The organism is Streptomyces sp. NRRL S-646 (assembly GCF_000720765.1).
In the GTDB taxonomy this organism is placed as follows: Bacteria; Actinomycetota; Actinomycetes; order Streptomycetales; family Streptomycetaceae; genus Streptomyces.
The window spans coordinates 382,956-408,585 of sequence record NZ_JODC01000013.1 but is presented as its reverse complement, the minus strand read 5'-3'; the positions used below and the strand labels follow the sequence as shown (position 1 = coordinate 408,585).

At 70.7% G+C, this 25,630-nt stretch carries 24 protein-coding genes; 10 read left to right on the top strand and 14 right to left on the bottom strand.

Annotation, left to right across the window (positions count from 1 at the left end; translation table 11 throughout):
* The first annotated feature begins 581 nt into the window (after window positions 1-581).
* Window positions 582-1,619, top strand: a complete 1,038-nt coding sequence (gene trpS, locus IH68_RS0134075) for a tryptophan--tRNA ligase (RefSeq protein WP_030942721.1) — start codon at window positions 582-584, stop codon at window positions 1,617-1,619.
* Here the strand turns inward: trpS and IH68_RS0134070 are convergent.
* Window positions 1,547-2,569, bottom strand: coding sequence for a GlxA family transcriptional regulator (locus IH68_RS0134070; RefSeq protein ID WP_030942719.1), 1,023 nt, complete (start codon window positions 2,567-2,569; stop codon window positions 1,547-1,549). The genes trpS and IH68_RS0134070 overlap by 73 nt on opposite strands.
* 75 nt (window positions 2,570-2,644) lie before the next feature.
* Here IH68_RS0134070 and IH68_RS0134065 point away from each other — a divergent pair, with 75 nt between their 5' ends.
* Window positions 2,645-3,232 (top strand): cysteine hydrolase family protein, encoded by a 588-nt coding sequence (locus IH68_RS0134065; protein ID WP_030942717.1) that lies wholly within the window; start codon window positions 2,645-2,647, stop codon window positions 3,230-3,232.
* A gap of 16 nt (window positions 3,233-3,248) precedes the next feature.
* Here the strand turns inward: IH68_RS0134065 and proC are convergent, their stop codons facing one another.
* The 3 genes from proC to IH68_RS0134050 all read right to left on the bottom strand — a co-directional run bounded on the left by proC (window position 3,249) and on the right by IH68_RS0134050 (window position 6,017).
* The gene (gene proC / locus IH68_RS0134060; protein WP_030942715.1) at window positions 3,249-4,061 is read right to left on the bottom strand and encodes a pyrroline-5-carboxylate reductase; all 813 of its coding nucleotides are present in this window, start codon (window positions 4,059-4,061) and stop codon (window positions 3,249-3,251) included.
* Window positions 4,062-4,410: 349 nt separating this feature from the next.
* On the bottom strand, window positions 4,411-5,205 hold the full coding sequence (locus IH68_RS0134055; RefSeq protein ID WP_030942713.1) for an ABC transporter permease: 795 nt from the start codon (window positions 5,203-5,205) through the stop codon (window positions 4,411-4,413).
* On the bottom strand, window positions 5,202-6,017 hold the full coding sequence (locus tag IH68_RS0134050; protein WP_030942711.1) for an ABC transporter ATP-binding protein: 816 nt from the start codon (window positions 6,015-6,017) through the stop codon (window positions 5,202-5,204). The genes IH68_RS0134055 and IH68_RS0134050 overlap by 4 nt, the downstream gene beginning before the upstream one ends.
* A gap of 249 nt (window positions 6,018-6,266) precedes the next feature.
* On the opposite strand from IH68_RS0134050, the gene IH68_RS0134045 reads away from it, so the two are divergent.
* On the top strand, window positions 6,267-7,700 hold the full coding sequence (locus IH68_RS0134045; RefSeq protein WP_030942709.1) for a SulP family inorganic anion transporter: 1,434 nt from the start codon (window positions 6,267-6,269) through the stop codon (window positions 7,698-7,700).
* Here the strand turns inward: IH68_RS0134045 and IH68_RS0134040 are convergent.
* The 4 genes from IH68_RS0134040 to IH68_RS0134025 all read right to left on the bottom strand — a co-directional run bounded on the left by IH68_RS0134040 (window position 7,664) and on the right by IH68_RS0134025 (window position 9,701).
* Complete coding sequence (locus IH68_RS0134040) at window positions 7,664-8,434, bottom strand: class I SAM-dependent methyltransferase (RefSeq protein WP_030942707.1); 771 nt, start codon at window positions 8,432-8,434, stop codon at window positions 7,664-7,666. The genes IH68_RS0134045 and IH68_RS0134040 overlap by 37 nt on opposite strands.
* A gap of 99 nt (window positions 8,435-8,533) precedes the next feature.
* Window positions 8,534-9,037: a hypothetical protein gene (locus IH68_RS0134035; protein WP_030942705.1), complete on the bottom strand. Its 504-nt coding sequence runs from the start codon at window positions 9,035-9,037 to the stop codon at window positions 8,534-8,536.
* 7 nt (window positions 9,038-9,044) lie between these two features.
* On the bottom strand, window positions 9,045-9,365 hold the full coding sequence (locus IH68_RS0134030) for an SH3 domain-containing protein (protein WP_051833873.1): 321 nt from the start codon (window positions 9,363-9,365) through the stop codon (window positions 9,045-9,047).
* Between the two features lie 18 nt (window positions 9,366-9,383).
* Complete coding sequence (locus IH68_RS0134025; protein ID WP_030942702.1) at window positions 9,384-9,701, bottom strand: SH3 domain-containing protein; 318 nt, start codon at window positions 9,699-9,701, stop codon at window positions 9,384-9,386.
* A gap of 182 nt (window positions 9,702-9,883) precedes the next feature.
* Between IH68_RS0134025 and IH68_RS0134020 the strand changes: the two genes are divergently transcribed.
* A complete protein-coding gene (locus IH68_RS0134020) occupies window positions 9,884-11,968 on the top strand; it encodes a serine/threonine-protein kinase (RefSeq protein ID WP_030942699.1) in 2,085 nt (694 codons plus the stop codon).
* Window positions 11,969-12,019: 51 nt separating this feature from the next.
* Here the strand turns inward: IH68_RS0134020 and ilvD are convergent, their stop codons facing one another.
* The 4 genes from ilvD to IH68_RS0134000 form a co-directional block, all read right to left on the bottom strand.
* Window positions 12,020-13,873 carry a dihydroxy-acid dehydratase gene (gene ilvD / locus IH68_RS0134015; RefSeq protein ID WP_030942698.1) on the bottom strand — a complete coding sequence of 618 codons (1,854 nt, stop codon included), beginning with the start codon at window positions 13,871-13,873 and terminating at the stop codon, window positions 12,020-12,022.
* Between the two features lie 127 nt (window positions 13,874-14,000).
* Complete coding sequence (locus IH68_RS0134010) at window positions 14,001-14,615, bottom strand: TetR/AcrR family transcriptional regulator (protein WP_030942696.1); 615 nt, start codon at window positions 14,613-14,615, stop codon at window positions 14,001-14,003.
* Complete coding sequence (locus IH68_RS0134005; RefSeq protein WP_030942693.1) at window positions 14,612-15,433, bottom strand: sugar phosphate isomerase/epimerase family protein; 822 nt, start codon at window positions 15,431-15,433, stop codon at window positions 14,612-14,614. The genes IH68_RS0134010 and IH68_RS0134005 overlap by 4 nt, the downstream gene beginning before the upstream one ends.
* A 147-nt stretch (window positions 15,434-15,580) precedes the next feature.
* Window positions 15,581-16,513: a Ppx/GppA phosphatase family protein gene (locus IH68_RS0134000; protein WP_030942691.1), complete on the bottom strand. Its 933-nt coding sequence runs from the start codon at window positions 16,511-16,513 to the stop codon at window positions 15,581-15,583.
* Between the two features lie 71 nt (window positions 16,514-16,584).
* Here IH68_RS0134000 and IH68_RS0133995 point away from each other — a divergent pair, with 71 nt between their 5' ends.
* Window positions 16,585-17,433 carry a hypothetical protein gene (locus IH68_RS0133995; protein WP_030942689.1) on the top strand — a complete coding sequence of 283 codons (849 nt, stop codon included), beginning with the start codon at window positions 16,585-16,587 and terminating at the stop codon, window positions 17,431-17,433.
* A gap of 180 nt (window positions 17,434-17,613) precedes the next feature.
* Here IH68_RS0133995 and IH68_RS0133990 read toward each other — a convergent pair whose 3' ends face one another.
* Complete coding sequence (locus IH68_RS0133990) at window positions 17,614-19,302, bottom strand: BACON domain-containing protein (protein WP_030942687.1); 1,689 nt, start codon at window positions 19,300-19,302, stop codon at window positions 17,614-17,616.
* A gap of 240 nt (window positions 19,303-19,542) precedes the next feature.
* On the opposite strand from IH68_RS0133990, the gene radA reads away from it, so the two are divergent.
* Together radA and disA are read left to right on the top strand one after the other, a co-directional pair.
* Window positions 19,543-20,952 carry a DNA repair protein RadA gene (gene radA, locus IH68_RS0133985; protein WP_030942685.1) on the top strand — a complete coding sequence of 470 codons (1,410 nt, stop codon included), beginning with the start codon at window positions 19,543-19,545 and terminating at the stop codon, window positions 20,950-20,952.
* A gap of 81 nt (window positions 20,953-21,033) precedes the next feature.
* Window positions 21,034-22,158, top strand: a complete 1,125-nt coding sequence (disA, locus tag IH68_RS0133980) for a DNA integrity scanning diadenylate cyclase DisA (protein ID WP_030942684.1) — start codon at window positions 21,034-21,036, stop codon at window positions 22,156-22,158.
* Window positions 22,159-22,250: 92 nt separating this feature from the next.
* On the opposite strand, the gene IH68_RS0133975 is transcribed toward disA, so the two are convergent.
* Complete coding sequence (locus IH68_RS0133975; RefSeq protein WP_078912737.1) at window positions 22,251-23,063, bottom strand: hypothetical protein; 813 nt, start codon at window positions 23,061-23,063, stop codon at window positions 22,251-22,253.
* Between the two features lie 150 nt (window positions 23,064-23,213).
* Between IH68_RS0133975 and IH68_RS0133970 the strand changes: the two genes are divergently transcribed.
* The 3 genes from IH68_RS0133970 to IH68_RS0133960 all read left to right on the top strand — a co-directional run bounded on the left by IH68_RS0133970 (window position 23,214) and on the right by IH68_RS0133960 (window position 25,595).
* Window positions 23,214-24,161: an A/G-specific adenine glycosylase gene (locus IH68_RS0133970; RefSeq protein ID WP_030942679.1), complete on the top strand. Its 948-nt coding sequence runs from the start codon at window positions 23,214-23,216 to the stop codon at window positions 24,159-24,161.
* A 262-nt stretch (window positions 24,162-24,423) separates the two neighbouring features.
* Complete coding sequence (locus tag IH68_RS0133965; protein WP_030942678.1) at window positions 24,424-24,963, top strand: SigE family RNA polymerase sigma factor; 540 nt, start codon at window positions 24,424-24,426, stop codon at window positions 24,961-24,963.
* Window positions 24,951-25,595: a hypothetical protein gene (locus IH68_RS0133960; RefSeq protein WP_030942677.1), complete on the top strand. Its 645-nt coding sequence runs from the start codon at window positions 24,951-24,953 to the stop codon at window positions 25,593-25,595. Before IH68_RS0133965 ends, IH68_RS0133960 begins: the two co-directional genes overlap by 13 nt.
* Window positions 25,596-25,630 lie beyond the last annotated feature (35 nt).

Below are 25,630 nucleotides of genomic sequence, written 5' to 3'. Positions count from 1 at the left end.
GACCGTTTCCCGATCCGATTTCCTCGGTGCTTTCCAGGTTCCCGCTTTCGCGTTTCCCTTTCCGGCGGCTCCGACTCTATCAGATCCTTTCGGGCCTGACTCCCAGTCAGAGGGGCTGTCCTCCCGGCCGTTGGGCCGTTCCGACGAGTGAGACTTTAGCGGATTCCCGGCCCCCGAGCTAATCGGGGTCCGCGTCCTTTCGAACGTGGATTCCTCATTTCGTAAATACGCATGCCAATAACGCGACGCCAGACAGGTCGACTGGCCGTCGAGTAGTGGTTGGTACTTGCGAAGTGGCTGTCCGGGGACCGACCGTAGTCGGCGCTCACGTCGGACAACTCGGAGAACACTACGTAGCGCGCGGGGGTGTGTCAACTCGCCTCCGGGCGGCACCTGGGAGGCGTAGCCTGAGGGGCATGACTACGCGTACGTGTACCCAGCAGTGGTGGGCCGCCTGACGGCGGCCGTACTCACGTATGCGTTCAACGGCCGCCGCCTCGGCGGCCGTTCTCGTTTCTCCCTCCAGAGCTCCTGAGGGCCGGCCGCCGGGACGGCGGTCTCGACCAGGAGGTGGAGAAGAGATGACGCGGGTTTTCAGCGGGGTCAAGCCGACCGGGCACCTGACGCTGGGGAACTACCTGGGAGCCATGCGGCAGTGGGCCGCGGTGGACCAGCACCGGGCGGATGCGCTGTTCTGCATCGTCGATCTGCATGCGCTGACCGTGGACCACGATCCGGCGCGGGTACGCAGGCTCAGTCGGCAGGCGGCGACGCTGTTGCTTGCTGCGGGGCTGGATCCGGCGCTGTGCACCGTGTTCGTACAGAGTCATGTCGATGAGCACGCGCGGCTGTCGTACGTCCTCGAGTGTGTGGCGACCGACGGTGAGATGCGGCGGATGATCCAGTACAAGGAGAAAGCTGCTCGTGAGCGCGAGCGGGGCGGGAGTGTGCGGCTGTCCCTGCTGACGTATCCGGTGCTGATGGCGGCGGACATCCTGGTGTACGGGGCGGACGAGGTGCCGGTGGGGGACGACCAGGCGCAGCATGTGGAGCTGACGCGTGATCTCGCGGTGCGGTTCAACCAGCGGTACGGGCATACGTTCGTGGTCCCGAAGGCCACGCTTCCTGCGGTCGCGGCGAGGGTCATGAATCTGCAGGAGCCGACGTCGAAGATGGGGAAGTCGGACGACTCCGGGCCGGGGATCGTCTATCTGCTCGACGAGCCGGATGCCGTGCGGAAGAAGATCATGCGGGCTGTCACCGACAGTGGGCGGGAGATTGTGTACGACCGGGAGGAGCGGCCCGGCGTGACGAATCTGCTCGAGATCCTGGCGGCCTGCACGAGTGGGAACCCGGAGGCCTTGAGCGGTGTGTATGAGTCGTACGGGTCCTTGAAGAAGGACACCGCAGAGGCCGTGGTCGAGCTCCTCAGGCCCGTACAGGAGAGGCACAGGGCGCTGTGCGCTGATCCTGGCTATGTGGAGGGGGTGCTGCGGGATGGTGCGGAGAGAGCGCGGGCGTTGGCCCGGCCGACCGTGGATGCCGCTTATCGCGCGATCGGGTTGCTGCCGGCTGCGTCGGATACCGGGGCCGGTGTGGTGCTGAACGCGGCGCGGTAGGCGCGCGGGCTGGTGGCGAGGCGCGATGCGAAGTGCTGGCGCATCGTGACCTCGCTGCCGAAACCGGCGCGGCGGGCCACTTCGGGCATGGGCAGGTCGGTTCGTTCGAGGAGTTTCTGCGCTGCGGCGATTCGCTGGTCGAGGAGCCAGCGGAGCGGGGGCGTGCCGGTCTGCGCGGTGAAGTGGCGGGCGAAGCTTCGTGGGGACATGCCTGCGTGGGCGGCCAGGTCGGCGATGGTGAGCGGTTCGTGGAGGTGGCGCAGGGCGTACTCGCGTACGGCGGCCAGGGTGTCGGCGTCGCGGTCAGCGCGGGGTGTGGGGTGCTCGATGAACTGTGCCTGGGTGCCGGTGCGGAAGGGGGCGGTGACCATTGAGCGGGCGATGGTGGCTGCGGCTTCGGCGCCGTGGGACTGGCGGACGAGGTGGAGGCAGAGGTCGATGCCGGCCGCGGTGCCGGCTGCGGTCCAGAGGTTGTCGTCTTCGATGAACAGGGCGTCGGGGACGACGGTGACTCGGGGGTGGTGTGCGCGGAGAAGGCTGACGAGGTTCCAGTGGGTGATGGCACGGCGGCCGTCGAGCAGGCCGGCCTGGGCGAGGGTGAAGGCGCCGCCGCACAGGGCCGCGATGGTGGTGCCGCGGGCGTGCGCGCGGCGGAGGGCGTCGAGGACGGGGGTGGGGGCGGGTGTGAGGTGGTCGTCGAGGCCGGGGATCACGATCAGGTCGGCTCGTGGCAGCCAGGCGAGGGTGCGGTCCGGGTGGAGGGTCATGCCTCCGCGCATGAGGACGGGGGTCGTGGTGTCGGTGGCGACTCGGCGCAGGTCGAAGGCGGGGGCGCCGCGGTCGGTGCGGTCGCTGCCCCAGACCTCGGTGATGACGGAGACGTCGAAGGCGCGGATGCCGGGGAAGGCGGCGAGGGCGACGCGGTACGGGTCCTCTGCAGCGTTCTCCATGGGTGGCAGTAAACCATCGATCGCTGGCTTTTCACCCTCTGGGGTGGGCGTGCTCCCGGCGGCAGGATCGTGGGCATGGAGATCGCAGAGAACGCAGCGCTGGTGGTTGTGGACGTGCAGAAGGGCTTCGACGAGGCCGACTTCTGGGGGCCGCGGAACAACCCGGAGGCCGATGACAACATCGCTTCGCTCATCGACGTGTGGCAGGCGACGGGGCGGCCGGTCGTCTTCGTACGGCATGACTCGCCGAAGCCCCAGTCCCCGCTGCGGCCGGGGTACGAGGGGAACGAGTTCAAGGAGTACGTGGAGCGGCGGCGTGGGAAGGGGGCCGGCGGGGCCGAGCTGTTCATCACGAAGACCGTGAACTCGGCCTTCTACGGCACGCCGGATCTGGATGCCTGGCTGAAGGCTGAGGGGATCTCGCAGTTCGTGGTGGCCGGGATCCAGACCAACATGTGTGTGGAGACGACGGCCCGGATGGGCGGGAACCTCGGGTACGACGTGGTCGTCGCGTATGACGCGACGTACACCTTCGCTCTGGAGGGGCCGTTCGGCTGGCGGCGGAGTGCTGACGAGATCGCGCAGGCGTCGGCGGTGTCGCTGCACGGGGGCGGTTTTGCGCGTGTCGTGGCCACGAAGGAGGTGGTGGACGCGGCGGGTTGACCGCCCCCGGCGGCAGTCAGTCCTTCTTGCCGGAGGCGAGTTCGCGGCTGCGGTCGCGGGCGGCTTCGAGGGCGGCGATGAGGGCGGCTCGGACGCCGTGGTTCTCGAGTTCGCGGATGGCGTTGATGGTCGTCCCCGCGGGGGACGTGACGTTCTCGCGGAGCTTGACCGGGTGTTCGCCGCTGTCGCGGAGCATCGTCGCGGCGCCGATCGCGGACTGGACGATCAGGTCGTGGGCCTTGTCGCGGGGGAGGCCGAGCAGGATGCCGGCGTCCGTCATGGCTTCGACCAGGTAGAAGAAGTACGCCGGGCCGGAGCCGGAGAGGGCGGTGCAGGCGTCCTGCTGGGACTCGGGGACGCGCAGTGTCTTGCCGACGGCGCCGAAGATCTCCTCGGCGTGGGCGAGGTGGTCGGCGGTGGCATGGCTGCCGGCGGAGATGACGGACATGGCCTCGTCGACGAGGGCGGGGGTGTTCGTCATGACGCGGACGACCGGGGTGCCGGTGGCGAGGCGGTCCTCGATGGAGGCGGTCGTGATGCCGGCGGCTCCGCTGATGACCAGGCGGTCGCCGGGGACGTGGGGGGCGAGTTCGTCGAGGAGGGTGCCCATGTCCTGCGGCTTGACCGTGAGGATCAGGGTGTCGGCGGTCTTGGCGGCTTCCGGGTTGGTGACCGGGGTGACGCCGTAGCGGGAGCGGAGTTCTTCGGCTCGCTCCGGGCGGCGGGCGGTGACCAGTAGGTCGGCGGGGGCCCAGCCGCCGCGGATCATTCCGTTGAGCAGGGCTTCGCCGATCTTGCCGGTGCCGAGGACTGCGACTTTCTGCGTCATGGCTGGGGTGCCCTCCGGGGGTGCGTCGTCCGGGGTCCATCGTCGCACCGGGGGTGGGCGGGTGGCTTGGGTGTCCGGTGGGCGGGACGTTGGCGGGTGGGTTGCCGTCGGGGTTTCTCGCCCCCGCCGCCCTTACCCGTTCCCGTCCCCAGGGGCGCTGCCCCTTCGACCCCGCCCGGTGCTCCACCCCTGGACCCCGGCGGGGACTGCGTCCCCTGCACCCCGCTTCGGGGCTCCGCCCCGGACCCCGATCGGCCTGGACGGCCTCGTCCTCAAACGCCGGACGGGATGAGAGACACGGACCGGACGGGATGAAAGACACGGACCGCCAGCCACCAGGCCCGCTCCTTCACGCTGTCCTGCGCCTCAGGGTTGCGGCGCCCAGGCCCAGTACCAGTAGGGCGCAGCCCGCCACGATCAAGGCGTCGCGGACGAAGTTGGCGGTCATGTCCGTGTGTCTGAGGACCTCGTTCATGCCGTCCACGGCGTAGGACATGGGGAGGACGTCGGAGATCGCTTCCAGGGCCGGGTGCATGTTGTCGCGAGGGGTGAAGAGGCCGCAGAGGAGGAGCTGGGGGAAGATCACGGCGGGCATGAACTGGACCGCCTGGAATTCGGAGGCCGCGAAGGCCGAGACGAAGAGGCCGAGGGCTGTGCCGAGGAGGGCGTCCAGGAGGGCTACCAGGAGGAGCAGCCAGGGGCTGCCCGTGACGTCCAGGCCCAGGAACCACACCGCGAGGCCCGTGGCCAGGGCGGACTGGATGATCGCGAGGGTGCCGAAGGCGAGGGCGTAGCCCGCGATCAGGTCGCCCTTGCCCAGCGGCATGGCGAGGAGGCGTTCGAGGGTGCCCGAGGTGCGTTCGCGCAGGGTGGCGATGGACGTGACCAGGAACATCGTGATGAGGGGGAAGATGCCGAGGAGTGATGCGCCGATGTTGTCGAAGGTGCGAGGGCTGCCGTCGAAGACGTAGCGGAGCAGGAACAGCATCACGCAGGGGATGAGGATCATCATCGCGATGGTGCGCGGGTCGTGGCGGAGCTGGCGCAGGACCCGGGCCGCGGTGGCGGTGGTGCGGGAGGCGTTGAGGGCGCCGGTGGGGGTGGGTGTCGTCGTCGTACCGGTCGTGGTCGTCGTCGTGCTCATCGGGTGGTCTCCTTCTCGCGGGCGGCGGTGGCCGCCTCGTCGACCAGGTGCAGGAAGGCCGCCTCGACCGTTTCGGAGCCGGTGCGGGTGCGCAGGGCGTCGGGGGTGTCGTCGGCGAGGATCTCGCCCTCGCGCATCAGCAGGAGGCGGTGGCAGCGCTCGGCCTCGTCCATGACGTGGGAGGAGATGAGGAGGGTTGCGCCGCGGTCGGCGGCGATGGAGTGGAAGAGGGTCCACAGGTCGCGGCGCAGGACCGGGTCCAGGCCGACGGTGGGTTCGTCGAGGACGAGGAGTTCGGGGGTGCCCAGCAGGGCGACTGCCAGGGAGACGCGGCTGCGCTGGCCGCCGGAGAGGTTGCCGGCGAGGACATCGGCGTGGGAGGTGAGGTCGACGTCGGCGAGGACTCGGTTGATCTCGTGGCGGCGGTCCGAGGGGGAGCGTCCCGGGGCGAGGATCGCCGTGAAGTAGTCGAGGTTCTGGCGGACCGTCAGGTCGTCGTAGACGGAGGGGGCCTGGGTGACGTATCCGATGCGGCTGCGCAGGGTGGGGTGGCCGGCCGGGCTGCCCAGGACCTCCAGGGTGCCGGTGATCTTGGCCTGGGTGCCGACGATCGAGCGCATGAGGGTCGACTTGCCGCAGCCGGAGGGACCGAGGAGGCCGGTGATCTGGCCGCGCGGAACGGTGAAGTCGAGGCCGCGCAGGACGGTGCGCGGGCCGCGGACCACGGTGAGGCCTTCGGCTCGGACAGCGGGAGCACGGACCTCAGTGGTAGCAGGGGGATCCGCGGAGCGGCCTTCGGAGTAATTCATCATGCGATGAATAATGCTCCGGGGCAGCAACGACGTCAAGTGATGACCCGGGGGTGCGTTCGTCGGCGCAGGCGCGTGGCGGCGTGATCGGAGGCGGAGAGTCCGGTTTGCATGCCTCCGCGTTCACCGGTCGGAAACACGAACCGGATGCGGAACCAACTCCCTTTCCTGACAATGGATTTCACTTCGCCGTGCCCTCCCCCGGCTCGGCGCCCACGCATCTCCCCCCTCACCGACGGAGGTGCTGTTGTCATGCGCTGTCGCATACGCAAGGCCGATCTGTTCGCTTCACTGGTCGTCTTCCTGGTCGCACTGCCGTTGTGTGTGGGCGTGGCCATGGCTTCCGGAGTCCCCGCCGAGCTGGGGCTGGTCACCGGGATCGTCGGCGGGCTGGTCGCCGGGGCGCTGCCCGGCAGCAGCCTGCAGGTGAGCGGGCCGGCGGCAGGGCTGACGGTGCTCGTCTACGAGGCCGTCGACACGTACGGCGTCCAGGCGCTCGGCGTGCTGGTGTTCGGGGCCGGGCTGCTGCAGCTGGGGCTCGGGGCGCTGCGGCTCGGGCGGTGGTTCCGGGCCGTGTCCGTGGCCGTGGTGCAGGGGATGCTCGCCGGGATCGGGCTGCTCCTGGTCGCAGGGCAGGTGTATGCGATGGGCGATGCGGCCGTGCCGGCGAGCGGGCCGGGGAAGATCGCCGGGCTGGTGTGGCTGCCCGGCCGAATGGATCCGGGGGCGTTGTCAGTGGCGGGTGCCACCATTGCCGTATTGCTGCTGTGGCCGCGTTGGCGCAGGGGGGCGCGGGTGGTGCCTGCGCCGTTGGTCGCGGTGGCGGTGGTGTCGACGGCGACCGGGGTGTTCGGCCTGGACGTGCGGCGGGTCGAGGTGCGGGGGCTCGTCGATGCGGTACGAGTGCCGGAGGCGGCGGACTTCGGGCGGCTTACGGAAGTGGGGGTGATCGGAACTGTCGTGGCGTTCGCGTTGATCGCGTCGGCGGAGTCGTTGTTCAGCGCGGCGGCGGTGGACCGGCTGCACCAGGGGCCGCGGACGGACTTCGACCGTGAACTGATGGCGCAGGGCGCGGGGAACGCGGTGTGCGGGGTGCTGGGGGCGTTGCCGATGACCGCGGTGATCGTGCGGAGTGCGGCGAACGTGCAGGCGGGGGCGCGGACCAAGGCCTCGCGGGTGCTGCACGGGGTGTGGCTGCTGCTGTTCACGGTCGTCCTGCCCGGGGTGCTCGGGCTGATTCCGGTGGCGGCGCTGGCCGCGCTGCTGGTGCACGCCGGGTGCAGGCTCGTGCCGGTGCGGGAGGTGCGGGTGCTGTGGCGCGAGCACCGCGGGGAGGTCGTGGTGCTGGCGGCGACGGCTGGGGCGATCGTCCTGGGGAACTTGTTGGAGGGGGTGTTGGTGGGGCTGACGCTGGCCGTGGCGAAGACGGCGTGGGACATCAGCCATGTGCATGTGGAGACCGAGGACCGGGGCGAGGCGGGGATCGTCGTACGGGTGCTGGGGCATGCGACGTTCCTGCGGCTGCCGAAGCTGCTGGACGCGCTGGAGGCACTGCCGCACGACCGGGAGGTGCGGCTGGAGTTGGGTGGGCTGCGGCATGTGGACCATGCGTGTGCGGCGGCCCTGGAGGGGTGGGCCGCCGCACGGGGTCATGACTTGGTGGCCACGAGCAGTTCGACGACGTAGGCCTCCTCGACGATCCCGTCCGGGAAAGCGGCGAGCAGGTGGTCGCGTTCGTCGCCGAGGATGGCCGCCCGGCGTTCCTCGCTCTGCACGAGGAACATCGAGTGGCTGCCGATGTTGGCGAGGTGTGTGTCGATGGTGACCGGGCGGCTCCAGCGGACCTGTCGGCGGGTGAAATCGAGGGCACCGGCCGGGTCGGCGAGAGCGACGGGGGCTCCGTTGCCGGTCCTGTCGACCTCGCGCTTGATGCCGAAGTGGTGCTCCAGGCGGCCGGATTGGACAGCCTGCCACGGGACGTCGAGGTCGGTGGTGTTCCACCACAGGGCCAGCGCTCCGCCCGGACGCAGCACGCGCAGGGCCTCCGGGACCGAGCGGGCGGGCTCGGTCCAGTGCCAGGCCTGGGCGTAGGTGAGGAGGTCGGCGGAGGCGGTGGCGAGCGGCAGCTCGTTGCCGTTGCCCCGGACGATCGGGAGGCCGGGGTTGGCGCGGCGGAACTCGACCGCCATGCCGGCCCCGGGCTCCACGGCGACGACGTCCGCGCCGCGGGAGGCCAGGAGCGCGGTCGCGATGCCCGTGCCGGCGCCGATGTCCGCGACGCGGGCGCCCTGGAGGGGGCGGCCGGCCAGGTCCTCGACGGCGTCGAAGAGGGCCGGTGGGTAGGAGGGGCGGTTGGCGGCGTACTGGGCTGCGGCGGCGTTGAAGGAGTGGGCGCGGGTGCGCTGCGAGGAGGCGGTCATGAGGCCATGGTGGCGCGGGGTGGGTGCAGGGGGCAGCGAGTTTTTGGTGAGAAAGCGTGGGGTTCCGAACCGGCAGCGGGGCTGTTCCGGAAGCAGGTCTCAGGAGCGGCGGCGCTTCTTCGACGGGTTGCCGGTGCGGCGGGTGGTGCGCTTCTCGTGCTGCTTGAGGGCCGCCTCGTACTCCCCACGGTGGAGGTTCTCGCCCGGAGCCTCGGTGAGGGAGCGGAAGAAGTACGCGAGGAGGGAGCCGACGAAGCCGATGGCCAGCAGGCCGCGGAGGGAGGCCTGGCGGGCGGGGTCGGGGCGCTTGCTGAAGCCGTCCCAGGTGTTGCGGAAGGCGAGGGCACTGCAGATCGCGAACATGGCGACGACGAGGATGTTCACGAAGGCGCCGGTGGAGGCGAGTTGGAGGCCCTGGTAGGCGAGGCGCAGCACCAGGCAGGCGGCGACTGCGGCGGCGAGGGAGCCGACGGCCGCTCCGATACGGCGGAGGCCGTACCCGTTGTCGTGGTTCACCCAGGTGGTGCCGAAGAAGCGGAGGGCTTCTGGGCGGGGGCCGGTCGGGGAGCCCGCGGAGTCCTGGGTGCCGTTTTCGTCGCTCACGGGACGATTATGGCTCCGGGGTGGGCGCGGGCTCCCTTCGGGGATCAGCCGCAGCGGGGGCTGTGTAACCGTCGCTGCCGGTGTGCACGTTCGTGTCCGAGACGAACTGGCCGTCGTCGATGTTGTCCCAGATGTGCGACGTGCCGTAGTAGCCGGAGAGCGTCGTGCCCGGGGTCTGGCAGTAGATCGGCACCTTCGCGCCCTCGGGCAGAATACGGACGATGCTGTGCTGAGTGCCGGTGCCGCTGCGGACGTTGAGCCGGAGGCCCGGCGCAACGTCGTAGTAGCGCACGGTGGCCGCGTTCGCGGTGGCCGCCGAGCCCAGGATCCTCTGCTCTTGGCCGGATCAGGCGCACCGGTCGGCGACGTAGCCGTCGGTGCCGGTGAGTACGTATGCATCCGAGACGTACTGGCCGTTGCTGATGTTGTCCCAGATGTTGCTCGTGCCGTACGGGCCCGTCACCGACGTACCGGGGGTCTGGCAGTAGATCGGCACCTTCGCGCCCTCGGGCAGGACGCGCACGATGCCATAGCTCGTGCCGGGGCCGCTGCGGACGTTGAGTCGCACGCCCGGCGCGACGGAGTAGTAGCGGACCGTCGCGGTGGCCGTCAGGGCCTCGGTCTCCTCGGCGTTCTCTGGCGCTTCTGCGCGGTCAACAGACATGAAAATCCTCCCCCGTTGGTCCCCATGACTGCCATGGGGACCCAGTGATTCCCCTAAAACACGCCATGAAACACATGTGCGCATCTTGCACGCGGAAGCTAGCACGCCGCCTCTGCCTCGTACGAGTCATCGACTAGGCTCCGTGCGTCGCGCGCGCGGACGAACAGCACGGGGGTGGTCCCATGGCGCCTGAACGCAACGCCGGAGCGGGCGCGGAAGCGGAACTTCCTGAGTACGCCGGCCACTACCGTCTGGAGTCATGTCTCGGATCAGGTGGAATGGGTGTGGTGCACCTGGCCCGCAGCACCTCGGGGATGAAGCTTGCGGTGAAGGTCGTACACGCGGAATTCGCCAAGGATCCCGAGTTCAGGGGACGGTTCCGGCAAGAGGTGGCCGCTGCCCGCCGGGTGAGTGGTGCCTTCACAGCGTCCGTTGTCGACGCCGATCCCGAGGCCGAACGGCCTTGGATGGCCACGCTGTTCATTCCTGGGCCGACCCTCTCCGATCACGTGAAGCGGAATGGCCCCATGCCCCCGGCTCAGCTGCGCCGCCTGATGGCCGGACTGGCCGAGGCGCTGCGCGACATTCACCGGGTGGGGGTCGTGCACCGGGATCTGAAGCCGAGCAATGTGCTGCTCGCCGAGGACGGACCAAAGGTCATCGACTTCGGTATCTCTCGGCCAAAGGACAGCGAACTGCGTACCGAGACTGGGAAGTTGATCGGCACGCCGCCCTTCATGGCGCCCGAGCAGTTCCGGCGGCCCCGGGAAGTCGGCCCCGCGGCAGACGTGTTCGCACTCGGATCCGTTCTGGTGCACGCGGCGACGGGGCGCGGGCCGTTCGACTCCGACAGCCCGTACGTCGTCGCCTACCAGGTCGTGCACGACGAGCCGGACCTGACCGGAGTACCGGAGAACCTCGCGCCGCTGGTGCTGCGCTGCCTGGCCAAGGAGCCCGAGGACCGACCGACGCCCGACGAGTTGATGCGCGAACTGCGGTCGGTGGCGGCCTCGTACGACACCCAGGCGTTCATACCCGCACAGCGAACCGCCGACGTGCCCAGACCCGAGCCCGAGACACCGGAAAGACGACCTGAAAGGCGCTCACGCAGGCTGGGCGTCCTGACCGCTGTCGGCGTCGGCCTCCTCGCGGTCGGCGCGCTCGCCTCGATCCCCTTCCTCAACGCGGGCAGTCACCACGCAAAGGGCGGGACTGCGCCGCGAGCGTCAGCCGCATTCGACGGGTGGGAGGCGAAACCCGTTTCCTCAAGCGGGGGCACGCCCCAGTGTTCCTCTGCGGCAGGGCAGTTGATCTGCGCCCGATCAGGGCTTGTCTTCGCTCTCGATCCGTCCGACGGCAGCCTGCTGTGGCGACACTCCGTCGCTTCGACGCGCAGAAGCAAACCGCCAGTCCTCGCAGGTGGTCTCGTGCAGCCTCAACTGGACCAGGGCCCACGGCTCGAAGCGCTCGATCCCGCGTCGGGCAGCGCGAGTTGGCAGCGGAAGATGGCACACAATGCAATCCAGCCTGTCGGCGGGATGCTCCTGCTCACCCGCCCCAACGGCACGGTTGCCGGCGTGGACGGCACGACGGGCGACACGAAATGGAACAGGCGGATACCGGGCCAGAGCCTGCCGTACTTCGCCTCATTCATCAGTGACGGGCTGGCGTATGCGTCGAGCCCTTCCGCCGACGGGTCGAGCACACGCGTCACCGCCGTCGACCCGGCCACTGGCACGGTGCGCTGGGACGCACGCCTGAGCGGAAACCTGGAGCCCGTCGGCGCCCGCGACGGCTCCGTCTTCTTCCTCTCCACCAACAGGGTCTACGGCGACACGGACGCCGTCGTCCGATACACCCCGGCGGCCAAGTCGTCGCGACGCGTGGCACTCCCCGTGGCCCGCCCCGACGCCCGGGCGACCGTGCGCGGGAACGTCGTCTATGTCCTGGCCGCCGACGGTGCGCTGGACGCCGTTGACGTGGAGGCACGCAAGCGACTCTGGCACCTTGAGACGTCGGTGAGCCGAGGCTCGGCACCGGTCGCCGACGGCAACCACGTGTACCTCACGACCGCCGACGGGCGACTGCTCGCAGTCGACGCCGCAGGCGGGCGGCTGGTCGGGCAGACCCCGGCACGACCGGGTGCGAACTCGGGCCAGGTCGTCGGCACGGTGCCCGCACCCGTCCTCGCCAACGACCACGTCTACGCCACCGCACCCGACGGGACCGTCTTCGCCGTGGACGCCCGCAATCCCGCGGCCTGGTAGCACGCGAAAGGGGCCGCCCCGAAAGGACGGCCCCTCACCGCACGAACAACGTCAGCCCAGCTTCGAAACGTCCCGCACCGCGCCCTTGTCCGCGCTGGTCGCCATCGCCGCGTAGGCCCGCAGCGCCGCCGACACCTTCCGCTCGCGGTTCTTGGGCGCGTACACGCCCCCCAGGGCCTGCTCGCGGCGGGCGAGTTCGGCGTCGTCGACCAGGAGCTCGATCGTGCGGTTCGGGATGTCGATGCGGATGCGGTCGCCGTCCTCGACGAGGGCGATGGTGCCGCCGGCCGCCGCCTCCGGGGACGCGTGGCCGATGGAGAGGCCGGAGGTGCCACCGGAGAAGCGGCCATCGGTGACCAGGGCGCAGGCCTTGCCCAGGCCGCGGCCCTTCAGGTACGAGGTCGGGTAGAGCATCTCCTGCATGCCGGGCCCGCCCTTGGGGCCCTCGTAGCGGATGACGACGACGTCGCCCTCCTTGACCTGCTGCGTGAGGATCTTCTGGACGGCCTCCTCCTGCGACTCGCAGACGACCGCCGGGCCCTCGAAGGTCCAGATCGACTCGTCGACGCCGGCCGTCTTGACCACGCAGCCGTCGACGGCGAGGTTGCCCTTGAGGACCGCGAGGCCGCCGTCCTTCGAGTACGCGTGCTCGGCGGAGCGGATGCAGCCCTCCGCCGCGTCCTCGTCCAGCGCCGCCCAGCGCTCGGACTGGGAGAAGGCCTCGGCGGAGCGGACACAGCCGGGGGCCGCGTGCCACAGTTCCACGGCCTGCGGGGAGGGGGAGCCGCCGCGCACGTCCCACGTCTTCAGCCAGTCCGCCAGGGACGGGCTGTGGACCGAGTGGACGTTCTCGTTCAGCAGGCCGGCCCGGTGCAGTTCGCCCAGCAGCGCGGGGATGCCGCCCGCGCGGTGCACGTCCTCCATGTAGTACGTGCGGTTCTTCGCCACGTTCGGGGCGACCTTCGCGAGGCACGGCACCCGGCGCGAGACCTCGTTGATCTCCTCCAGGCCGAACGGGACACCCGCCTCCTGCGCTGCGGCCAGCAGGTGCAGGATCGTGTTGGTCGAGCCGCCCATCGCGATGTCGAGGGCCATCGCGTTCTCGAAGGCCGCGAAGGTGGCGACGTTGCGCGGCAGGACCGTCTCGTCGTCCTGCTCGTAGTAGCGGCGCGTGATGTCCATGACGGTGCGGGCCGCGTCGACGTACAGCTGCTTGCGGGCCGTGTGGGTGGCCAGGACCGAGCCGTTGCCGGGGAGGGAGAGGCCGATGGCCTCGGTCAGGCAGTTCATCGAGTTGGCGGTGAACATGCCGGAGCAGGAGCCGCAGGTCGGACAGGCGTTCTCCTCGATACGGAGGATGTCCTCGTCCGAGATCTTGTCGTTCACGGCGTCCGAGATCGCGTCGACCAGGTCGAGCGTGCGGACCGTGCCGTCGACCAGTGTGGCGCGGCCGGACTCCATCGGGCCGCCGGAGACGAAGACCGTGGGGATGTTCAGGCGCAGGGCCGCGTTCAGCATGCCCGGGGTGATCTTGTCGCAGTTGGAGATGCAGATCAGGGCGTCGGCGCAGTGCGCCTCGACCATGTACTCCACGCTGTCCGCGATCAGGTCGCGGGAGGGCAGGCTGTACAGCATGCCGCCGTGGCCCATCGCGATGCCGTCGTCGACGGCGATCGTGTTGAACTCCCGCGGGATGCCGCCGGCCTCGACGATCGCCTCGCTGACGATCCGGCCGACCGGCTGCAGATGGGTGTGGCCCGGCACGAACTCCGTGAAGGAGTTGGCGACCGCGATGATCGGCTTGCGGCCGATGTCCGCGCCGGGTACACCGGAGGCGCGCATAAGGGCGCGGGCGCCCGCCATGTTGCGGCCGTGGGTGACTGTGCGGGACCTCAGCTCGGGCATCGTCGCTCGCTCCTTCGGAGAGTTCTGACTGAGTCGAGCGTACGCCCGTTGCTCCAAGGGATGGACGCCGTGTCCGGAATGCGGGATGCACGTCTCGTTCAGAGGGCGGTGGACCTCGCGTCGGGGGTCAGGGCCCGGTCAGATGCCCCTGCACCACGGGCGCCACCCGCGCGATGATCTGCTCCACGTCCGCCGACACCAGCGGCTCCACCTTGATCACGTAGCGCAGCATCGCGCACCCCACCAGCTGTGCGGCCGCCAGCTCGGCGCGCAGCTCCGCGTCCGGCCGGTCCAGCTGGGCGGCGACGCGGCGCAGCAGCTGCGAGGCGACCAGACGGCGGAAGACGGCGGCCGCGGCCTCGTTGTTGACGGCGGAGCGCACGATCGCCAGCAGGGGCGTACGGGTGGTGGGGTTCTCCCAGATGCCGAAGATGAAGCGGGTGAGCCGCTCGCCGACGCCGTCCAGCGGACCTTCGGCGAGCGCCTCCGGCGCGTTCAGCGCGGGCGCGAAGGCGACCTCGATAGCGGCCTCGAAGACCTGCTCCTTGGTGCCGAAGTAGTGGTGCACCAGCGCCGAGTCCACGCCGGCCGCCTTCGCGATGCCCCGTACGGACGTCTTCTCGTACCCGCGCTCGGAGAACTCCTCACGGGCCACGGTCAGGATGCGGTCGCGGGTGTCGGCGGACTCCGTACGGGGACGGCGGCCGCGGCGCCGAGCGGTCGGGTCGGGGGCCTCGGTCACGGTCTGGGCACCCTCACCGCGGAGGCGAGGTGGAGGCGGGTGAAGGCCAGCGCCTCCGCCAGATCGGCCTCGCGTTCGGCGCCGGACATGGCACGGCGGGTGTTGACCTCGATGACGACGTGACCGTCGAAACCGGTCAGGGCGAGACGTTCCAGCAGTTCGGCGCAGGGCTGGTTGCCGCGGCCCGGGACGAGGTGCTCGTCCTTGGCCGATCCCCTGCCGTCGGCGAGGTGGACATGGCCGAGGCGGTCGCCCATGCGGTCGACCATGTGCATCGCGTCGGAGCGGGCCGTCGCGCTGTGACTGAGGTCGATCGTGAAGTGACGGTAGTCCTCCTTCGTCACGTCCCAGTCGGGGGCGTACGCGAGCATCTCGCGGTCGCGGTAGCGCCAGGGGTACATGTTCTCGACGGCGAACCGCACGTCCGTCTCGTTCGCCATGCGCCAGATCCCGGTGACGAAGTCACGGGCGTACTGGCGCTGCCAGCGGAACGGAGGGTGGACGACGACCGTGGTCGCCCCGAGCTTCTCGGCGGCCGCCTGGGCGCGCTGGAGCTTGGTCCACGGGTCGGTGGACCACACGCGCTGCGTGATGAGCAGGCAGGGGGCGTGCACGGCGAGGATCGGGATGCGGTGGTAGTCGCTGAGTCTGCGCAGCGCCTCGATGTCCTGGCTGACCGGGTCGGTCCACACCATGACCTCGACGCCGTCGTACCCGAGGCGCGCGGCGATCTCGAAGGCCGTCGCCGTGGACTCCGGGTACACGGAGGCCGTGGACAGCGCGACCTTCGCATCCGGGATGCAGACTGGCTCCGCCATGCCGACAGGTTACGGGGTGCGGTGGGTCGTCTGCGGTGCGCCTATTCGCCGTTGTGGGGTTCGCCATAGGCGAGTGCGGGTTCCTGGGGGCTTGTCGCGCCGCGCGACGGAGTCGCTGATGTCACAGCCCCGCGCCCCTCCGGGGCGCTACACCGACCCCATGTGGTCGAGGCGACGCAGGATGACGCCTTCCCTGAGTGCCCACGGGCAGATCTCCAGGCTTTCCACTCCGAACAGGTCCATGGCGCCCTCTGCCACCAGGGCGCCTGCCAGTAGCTGGCCCGCTCGGCCCTCGCTCACGCCCGGGAGCTCTGCTCGCTGGGACGCCGACATGCCTGCGAGCTGGGGAACCCAGGCCTCCAGGGACTCGCGTTTCAGGTCGCGCTGGACGTAAAGGCCCTCCGTCGACCTCGCCGCGCCCGCGATACGAGCGAGCTGCTTGAAGGTCTTGGACGTGGCCACGACATGGTCCGGGGCGCCGAAGCGGGCGAACTCGCCGACCGTGCGGGCGATCTGGGCCCTTACGTGGCGGCGCAGAGCCCTTATGGACTCCGGGTCCGGCGGGTCGCCGGGGAGCCAGGCGGCGGTGAGTCGGCCGGCGCCGAGCGGGAGGGAGACGGCAGCGTCGGGCTCCTCGTCGATGCCGTAGGCGATCTCCAGGGAACCGCCGCCGATGTCGAGGACGAGCAGCTTGCCCGCGGACCAGCCGAACCAGCGGCGGGCGGCGAGGAAGGTGAGCCGGGCCTCCTCCGCACCGGAGAGGACCTGCAGCTCGACGCCGGTCTCGGCCTGCACGCGCGCGAGGACGTCGTCGGCGTTGCTGGCCTCGCGCACGGCGGAGGTCGCGAAGGGGAGCACGTCCTCGGCGCCCTTGTCCTCGGCGGCCTGCAGGCACTCGCGCACAACGGCGATCAGTTTGTCGACCCCCTCGGGGCCGATCGCTCCGCTCTCGTCGAGCAGTTGGGCAAGGCGCAGTTCCGCCTTGTGCGAGTGCGCGGGGAGGGGGCGCGCGCCAGGGTGCGCATCCACCACCAGCAGATGCACCGTGTTCGATCCCACGTCGAGGACACCGAGTCTCATGTACGGAACGCTACTGCCACCTGGGCGGTCCTCCGTATGGGATGGCGCTGCGAGACCCGTACGCTGGTCCTGTGCCAAAGACGAAAAGGGCGAAGAACGACAAGTCCGCCAAGGGTTCTTCGCAGGTGAAGCCACCGCAGTCGGCGAAGCTGTCGAAGAAGGCCAGGGAAGCGGACGAGAAGGGCCTCGACTTCGCGCGCGCGTGGGTGGAGTTCCCGGATCCGGCGGACGACGAGCAGGTCTTCCGCTGCGATCTGACATGGCTCACCTCTCGCTGGAACTGCATCTTCGGCAGCGGCTGCCAGGGCATCCAGGCGGGCCGCGCGGACGACGGGTGCTGCACGCTGGGCGCCCACTTCTCCGACGAGGACGACGAGAAGCGCGTCGCCGGGCATGTGGCGAGGCTCACGCCGGAGATCTGGCAGAACCATGACGAGGGCATGGCGCACGGTTGGGTCTCGGAGGACGAGGACGGCGACCGGCAGACCCGTCCCTTCCAGGGCTCGTGCATCTTCCAGAACCGGCCCGGGTTCGCGGCCGGTGCGGGCTGCTCGCTGCACATCCTGGCCCTCAAGGAGGGCCGCGAGCCGCTGGAGACCAAGCCGGACGTCTGCTGGCAGCTGCCGGTCCGGCGGACGTACGACTGGATCGACCGGCCCGACGACACCCGGGTGCTGCAGGTGTCGATCGGCGAGTACGACCGCCGGGGGTGGGGCCCGGGCGGTCACGACCTGCACTGGTGGTGCACGTCGGCGACCTCGGCGCACGGCGCGGGCGACCCGGTGTACGTGTCCTACCGGGCGGAGCTGACCGAGCTGATGGGCAAGGCCGGCTACGACCGCCTCGTGGAGTTGTGCGAGCAGCGGCTGGCCTCGCAGCTGCCGCTGGTGGCGCCGCATCCGGCCGATCCGGTCGACTAATCGCTCCGCGAGCTGCGCTGATGTGCGGCTCCGCCGCGGGGCGATTGCCCATCGACGTCGATCGTCTGGCGGCCCGTTGTGGCTGGTCGCGCCCGCGCGGCGGAGCCGCACATGTGACAGCCCCGCGCCCCTTCAGGTCGCGGCCGAACCGCAGACCGACCTGCGTGGGGCGGGCTCCGCTCACGACGCCGCAGGGCTCGTGGCTCCGCTGTCGGCGGGCGGTGGTGTCGAGCTCGGGTCGGTCGAGGCCGGGTCGGTGGGGGTGGGCTGCGGGCCCGGCGACGAGGGCGGGGCGCTCGGGGTGGGGTCCGAGGCGGTCGGGGTCGGTTCCGGGGTGGACGAGGTCGGCGGGGTGCCGGGGCTGCTCGGACCGGGGGCGGTCGGGCTGGGCGCGGTGCCGTAGCCCTCGATGGAGACGACGGCGCCGGACGGTGAGACCGCCACCTGTCCGCGCCACGGGCCGGACGGCTCGCGCAGGTGGTCGACGTACACCTTGATCGTCAACGATTCGCCGGGCGCGAGCGTTCCCGACGACTGGCTGAGGTAGAGCCAGGCGGCTCCCGTCGATGCGGACCAGTGCACGGGCGCGGGTCCGGTCGCGGTGAGCGTGACGAGCGTGGTGTCGCTGTCGTGGCCGGCCGACACCTGGAGGTGTCCGGCGCTCTTCCCGCTGATGCCGGTGACGCTGATGACCTCCACGGAGATGTCGGGCCGTCTGTGGCCTCTCCCGAAGGGGCCGCCGGGCCGGTTCCTTGCGTTGCCGGCATTCTCGTATCCGCCGCCGGAGGCCTCGCCGCCGAGGCTGATGGGGCCGTGCGCCTCGCTGGCGGTGGCGGAGCGGCCGTCCGTGCCCTCGGCCGGTGAGCCCCGGTAGGCGGCCCACAGGGCGAACACGGGGGCCGCCACCACGGTGGCGACGACCGTCGTCGTGACGGCACGCGCGCGTAGGCGGTCGCGGCGGGCGGCGCGGTCCTTGGGGTCCATCGGGAAGCCGCGCCGGTCGAACCGGGGAAGAGCGCCGCCACGCGCGCGTGGCTGATGGGTGACCGCCATGTGCAGGGCCGCCCGGGGAGCCTCGAGGACGGGCAGCTCGGCGGGGGTGATCACCGCGCCGGGCCAGCGGCCGGGGATCGCCCGCTCGGCGCTGCGGCGACATCGCGGACAGTCGTCGACGTGCCGGACGAGCTCCTTGCGCAGGGCCGAGCTGAGCACCAGCTGGTTGTCACCGGTGAGCCGGGCGACGTCCGGACAGCCGCCGGTCTCCACGACGGCGAGGGCCGCGCGCGTGCGCTCCACCTCGCAGGCGGCGGAGGCCAGCAGTTCACGGGCGGTGGCGAGGCCCAGGCCCAGTACGGCGGCGACCTCGTGGGCGGCGAGGTGGTGGCGTACGGCGAGTTCGAGTGCCTCGCGCTGCTCGGGGCTGGTGCCGGCGGCCTCCGGCCAGGCCAGCAGGGCGAGTTCGCGGCGGCGCTGCTCCTGGGTCCCGTCGGCGACGGGGGGCTCTGCCGGCCGCTGCTTCTCGGTGCTGTGCCGGCCCGCCGCGTGCATGCCCTGACGTTTCTGCTTGGCCTCCGCCAGCTTGCGCAGACAGGCCCAGCGGGCCAGCGCGTACAGCCAGGCGCGGCGGTCCCCCGGCGCCTGGGGGCCACGGCGCTTCTCGGCGAGCGCGAGGGCCTCGCCCAGGGCCGCGGTCGCCGTGTCGTGGTCGCACAGCACGGACAGGCAGTAGGTGAACAGCCCGTCCAGATACGGCTCGTAACGCCCGGGGGGCCGCTGCGCCAGCGTCTGCGCAGCGGCACGGTCACGTGCCTCCCGGCGCGCCTGGTCTGCGCCGGTGATGCGGGGCGAGGTCTCCGGGCTGCTGCTCATCCGTGGACCGTAGGCGGCTCGGGATGAACCCTTCTTCCCCCTTGAGCACTTTTAATCCATACGGGTGAAACGATCCCTCAATCGGGGACAGGAACCGCTTGTTCCATGGCTGGTTACCGACGGCGGTGGCCGGTTCGCGGAGTGTCGGATCATGTGCCCGGTCGGCGTGCGGCGGGCAGGGGGGAGCTCGGGGTCGCCGCAGAGACGGCGTTGTCAGTGGGCTCGGTTACGGTTCTCGGCATGGCTGCCCGTACCAAGTCCACCAAGGACCGCCCGTCCTACCGCTGCACGGAGTGCGGCTGGCAGACGGCCAAGTGGCTCGGTCGCTGCCCCGAGTGCCAGGCATGGGGGACGATCGAGGAGTACGGCGCGCCCGCGGTCCGTACGACGACACCGGGGCGCGTCACCACCTCCGCGGTGCCCATCGGCCAGGTCGACGGGCGCCAGGCCACCGCCCGCCCGACCGGTGTGCCCGAGCTGGACCGGGTGCTCGGCGGCGGGCTCGTGCCCGGTGCGGTGGTGCTGCTGGCGGGCGAGCCCGGTGTGGGCAAGTCGACGCTGCTGCTGGACGTGGCGGCGAAGTCGGCGAGCGACGAGCACCGCACGCTGTATGTCACGGGTGAGGAGTCGGCGAGCCAGGTGCGGCTGCGCGCCGACCGCATCAGGGCCATCCACGACCATCTGTATCTCGCCGCCGAGACCGATCTGGCCGCCGTCCTCGGCCACTTGGACGCGGTGAAGCCGTCGCTCCTCATCCTCGACTCCGTGCAGACCGTGGCCTCCCCGGAGATCGACGGCGCCCCCGGCGGCATGGCGCAGGTGCGCGAGGTGGCCGGCGCGCTCATCCGTGCCTCCAAGGAACGCGGGATGTCCACCCTCCTTGTGGGCCATGTCACCAAGGACGGGGCCATCGCCGGGCCCCGTCTCCTGGAACACCTCGTGGACGTCGTCCTGAGCTTCGAGGGCGACCGGCACGCGCGCCTCCGGCTGGTCCGCGGCGTCAAGAACCGCTACGGCGCCACGGACGAGGTCGGCTGCTTCGAACTGCACGACGAGGGCATCACGGGCCTCGCCGACCCGAGCGGACTTTTCCTGACCAGACGTGACGAACCGGTCCCGGGCACCTGCCTGACGGTCACCCTGGAGGGCCGCCGCCCCCTGGTCGCCGAGGTCCAGGCGCTCACCGTCGACTCGCAGATCCCCTCCCCGCGCCGTACCACCTCGGGGCTGGAGACCTCCCGCGTCTCGATGATGCTCGCCGTCCTGGAGCAGCGCGGCCGGATCAGCGCGCTCGGCAAGCGGGACATCTACTCCGCGACGGTCGGCGGGGTGAAGCTCTCCGAGCCCGCCGCCGACCTCGCCGTCGCCCTCGCGCTGGCGTCGGCCGCCAGCGACACCCCGCTGCCCAAGAACCTGGTCGCGATCGGCGAGGTCGGCCTCGCGGGCGAGGTCAGACGGGTCACGGGCGTCCAGCGGCGACTCGCCGAAGCACACCGCCTGGGCTTCACCCACGCGCTCGTTCCGGGCGACCCCGGCAAGATCCCTCCGGGTATGAAGGTCCTGGAAGTCGCCGACATAGGGGACGCTCTGAGAGTGCTTCCACGCTCCCGTCGCCGAGAGGCCCCACGGGACGAGGAGGACCGCCGGTAGACTTTGCCCTGGTCTCGCCCGTCCGTACGAACAGAATGTGTGACACGGGGGCGCCCCAGAACCTGCGACCGGAGGAGTGCAGTGGCAGCCAACGACCGGGCGGCAGCTCCCGGAAAGTCCGGCGGGAGTTCCGGTGCCGATGGCCTGATGCGCGCCTCACTGAGCGCCGTGGCTCCCGGCACGGGCCTGCGCGACGGGCTCGAGCGGGTACTCCGCGGCAACACCGGCGGTCTCATCGTGCTCGGCTTCGACCGGACCGTCGAAACCATGTGTACCGGCGGTTTCGTGCTGGACGTCGAGTTCACGGCCACGCGCCTGCGCGAGCTGTGCAAGCTCGACGGCGGCATCGTGCTCTCCTCCGACCTGTCGAAGATCTTGCGGGCGGGCGTGCAGTTCGTGCCCGACGCGACGATCCCGACCGAGGAGACGGGCACCCGGCACCGCACGGCGGACCGGGTCTCCAAGCAGGTCGGCTTCCCGGTCGTCTCCGTCTCCCAGTCCATGCGCCTGATCGCCCTGTACGTGGACGGTCAGCGCCGTGTCCTGGAGGACTCCGCGGCGATCCTGTCCCGCGCCAACCAGGCCCTCGCGACCCTGGAGCGCTACAAGCTCCGCCTGGACGAGGTCGCGGGCACGCTGTCCGCGCTGGAGATCGAGGACCTGGTGACGGTCCGCGACGTGTCGGCCGTGGCCCAGCGCCTGGAGATGGTGCGCCGCATCGCCACCGAAATCGCCGAATACGTGGTCGAACTGGGCACCGACGGGCGTCTCCTCGCCCTGCAGCTCGACGAGTTGATCGCGGGCGTGGAGCCCGAGCGCGAGCTGGTCGTCCGGGACTACGTTCCCGAGCCCACGGCCAAGCGCTCCCGCACGGTCGACGAGGCCCTCTACGAGCTGGACGCCCTCACCCACGCCGAGCTCCTCGAACTGCCCACGGTGGCAAGGGCGCTGGGCTACACGGGCTCGCCGGAGGCGCTCGACTCGGCGGTATCGCCCCGCGGCTTCCGCCTCCTTGCCAAGGTGCCGCGCCTCCCGGGCGCCATCATCGACCGTCTCGTGGAGCACTTCGGGGGCCTGCAGAAACTGCTCGCCGCAAGCGTCGACGACCTGCAGACGGTCGACGGCGTGGGCGAGGCCCGCGCCCGCAGCGTCCGCGAGGGCCTGTCCAGGCTGGCGGAGTCGTCGATCCTGGAGCGGTACGTCTGATAAGCAGGCCGTACAAAGCGCGCTGCGGTTCGGGCGGCGCCCCTTTAGGGGCGCGGGGCTGTGTCGATTTGCGGCACCGCCCAGCGGAGCGCCTAGTCGTCCTTCAGCATGAACGAGATCTGCGACTTCGCGAACCCCGGTGCCGACGCCTCCACCAGATAGGTACCGGCCCCGGCCGACCCCGCCGGAGGCGTGGCGCACTGGGGAGCGCTCGGCTTGCGGTCCCACTTCACCGTGTAGGTGATGCTGCTGCGGTTGGGCACCCGGAACACCAGGCTGCCGGAGCCCTGGGGGCAGTCGGCGGAGGACCAGTAGTCGTTGTCGCTGCCCGCCTCGGTGATCGTCAACACCGCGCTCTTCGGCCCGAGGTCGATCTTGCAGTCGAGGCCCGAGGTGTTCGTCGCGGTCAGCAGCAGAGCGGGCGTCTGACCGGGCGAGTAGGTGTTGTGGAGGCTGCTCACCGTCAACCTCACCGCGCTCGGCGTGCAGTTGGGGATCGTGGAACTCGCCGGAATGGTGTCGCCCCGGCCGACCCCGATGCCGGAGCCGACACCGGCCGTACCGCCGCCGGCGGCCCCGTCGGAGCCCCCGGATCCGGAGTCCGAGCCGGAACCGGACCCCGAACTGCCCCCGGAATCCGATCTGCTGGAGCCCCCGCCGCTCGACTCGTCACGGCCGCCCGGCGCTTGGCTGATCGCGGGACCCGAACTCGACGGCCCCGCAGTGATCGTGGGCGCGGGAGTGTTGCCGTTCGCCCCGTCGTCCTTCTTGCCACCGCCACCGCCCGACAGGACGATCCAAGTGATCAGCAGCGCCAACAAGGCGACCACAGACACGAGTACGGCCCTCCGTCGCCAGTAGATGGAGGAGGGGAGCGGCCCGACAGGATTGCGCAGAGATCCCACGGCGCAAACTGTACGAGAGATCGGGCGGTTCCCTGGCCCCACCCGCCGCCGGTTCGTCAACTTTTCCGGATCATCATTCCGGTCCGCACGACGCACCGCGCGCGGGACGGCGGCCCAACCGACCGGGGCCATGGCAGGATCGGAAACGCCATGACTGCGCCCACGAAGCCCCCGCACAGCAGCCCCGCCGACGGCCCGGCCGACGCCCTTGCCGGCTCCCCTCTCGGCGAGGACCTCCACGCCCCCGTCATCGACTGGTTCGACGAGCACGCCCGCGACCTGCCGTGGCGGCTCCCGGAAGCCGGCCCCTGGGGTGTGATGGTCAGCGAGTTCATGCTGCAGCAGACGCCGGTCAGCCGCGTGCTGCCCGTCTACGAGCAGTGGCTGGCCCGCTGGCCGCGCCCCGCCGACCTGGCCCGGGATGCGCCCGGCGAGGCGGTCCGCGCCTGGGGCCGGCTCGGTTACCCGCGCCGCGCCCTCAGGCTGCACGGCGCCGCCGTGGCCATAACGGAGCGGCACGGCGGGGACGTACCGACCGACCACGCCCAGCTCCTCGCGCTGCCCGGCATCGGCGAGTACACGGCCGCGGCCGTCGCCTCCTTCGCGTACGGGCAGCGCCACGCCGTCCTCGACACCAACGTCCGCCGGGTCTTCGCGCGCGCCGTGACCGGCGTCCAGTACCCGCCGAACGCGACCACAGCCGCCGAACGGAAGCTCGCCCGCGCCCTGTTGCCCGGGGACGAGCGGACCGCCGCGCGGTGGGCGGCCGCCTCCATGGAGCTCGGCGCGCTCGTCTGCACCGCCAAGAACGAGACCTGTCACCGCTGCCCCATCGCCGCGCAGTGCGCCTGGCGGCTCGCGGGCAAGCCCGAGCACGACGGACCGCCGCGGCGCGGGCAGACGTACGCGGGCACGGACCGGCAGGTGCGCGGCAAGCTGCTCGCCGTACTGCGTGAGGCCCACGCACCCGTGCCGCAGTCGGCCCTCGACCGGGTGTGGCACGAGCCGGTGCAGCGCGCGCGGGCGCTCGACGGGCTCGTCGCGGACGGTCTCGTGGAGCCGCTGTCCGGTGGTTTGTATCGGCTGCCGTTGACGTAACCCCTCGTAACGTCACGCCGCATCACACCCCATCGACCCGCCAAATCACCCCATAACCACGTGATTCGGGGTGCCCGTTTACCCCGTTCCTACGTCCGTTACACAACCGACGGACAGCCGAGTGCTAGCCGAGCGCTGCTTCGGACAGCGCCGTGACAACACCTCCGTAGCTTCATTTGCGTGCCCGGCAGAAGCGGGCTGTTACGGAACAGACCGACGGCGATCAAGCCGGCCGGGAACGGGGATCGGGAGGCGGTTCGACATGGCGCAGGGCGAGGTGCTCGAGTTCGAGGAGTATGTCCGCACGCGACAGGACGCGCTGCTGCGCAGCGCCCGCCGGCTGGTCCCGGACCCTGTGGATGCGCAGGACCTGCTGCAGACGGCGCTGGTGCGGACCTACGGCCGCTGGGAGGGCATCGCGGACAAGCGGCTCGCGGACGCCTACCTTCGTCGCGTCATGATCAACACGCGGACCGAGTGGTGGCGGGCCCGGAAGCTGGAGGAGGTCCCCACCGAGCAGCTGCCGGACGCCTCGGTCGACGACTCCACCGAGCAGCACGCGGACCGCGCCCTGCTGATGGACATCATGAAGGTGCTGGCTCCCAAGCAGCGAAGCGTCGTGGTGCTGCGACACTGGGAGCAGATGTCGACGGAGGAGACGGCCGCCGCCCTGGGCATGTCGGCCGGAACGGTCAAGAGCACGCTGCACCGGGCGCTCGCCCGGCTCCGTGAGGAGCTGGAGAGCCGCGATCTGGACGCACGCGCGCTGGAGCGTGGGGAGCAGGAGCGTTGCGCGGTCTGACCGACTCGGGCCGAGGGACCATGCAGGCGGCGTACACGGCGGTGGCCGTGCTCGCCGCCCTCGCCCTTTTCGTCTCCGCCTGCGGTACCGGCGGCACCGGCGCCCGTGACGAGGGCCCGGCGCACGCCGACTCGGTGATGGGCGCCGCTGTCTCGCCCACCGCCTCGCCCACGCCCAGCCTTTCGAAGACCGCGCATGTGGACGCGGTCAAGCTCGTCAAGGACGACCCGATGGTCTCCGCTGAGGTCAAGCACGGCCTGAAGCCGTGCGTCGCGGACGGGTACCCGATCGACGTGTCGTACGGCGAACTGACCGGCGGATACTCCGACGACATCGTGGTGAACGTGCTGACCTGCGGGGACCAGGTCGGAGTCGGCTCGTACGTGTATCGCGATCAAGGCGGTCGGTACGAGAATGTCTTCCGGGTAGAGGAACCCCCGGTCTACGCGGAGATAGACCGCGGCGACCTGGTGGTGACCAAGCAGGTGTACGAGAAGGACGATCCGATGTCGAATCCGTCCGGTGAGATCGTGACCACGTACATCTGGGCCTCGGGCCACTTCGTCAAGCGGTTCAACACGCGCAACGACTACAGCAACTCCGTCGGGGACGACGCGCCGCCGTCTTCGTGAACCGTTCGGACCGCTCGGAGCGATCACCCAGCAGC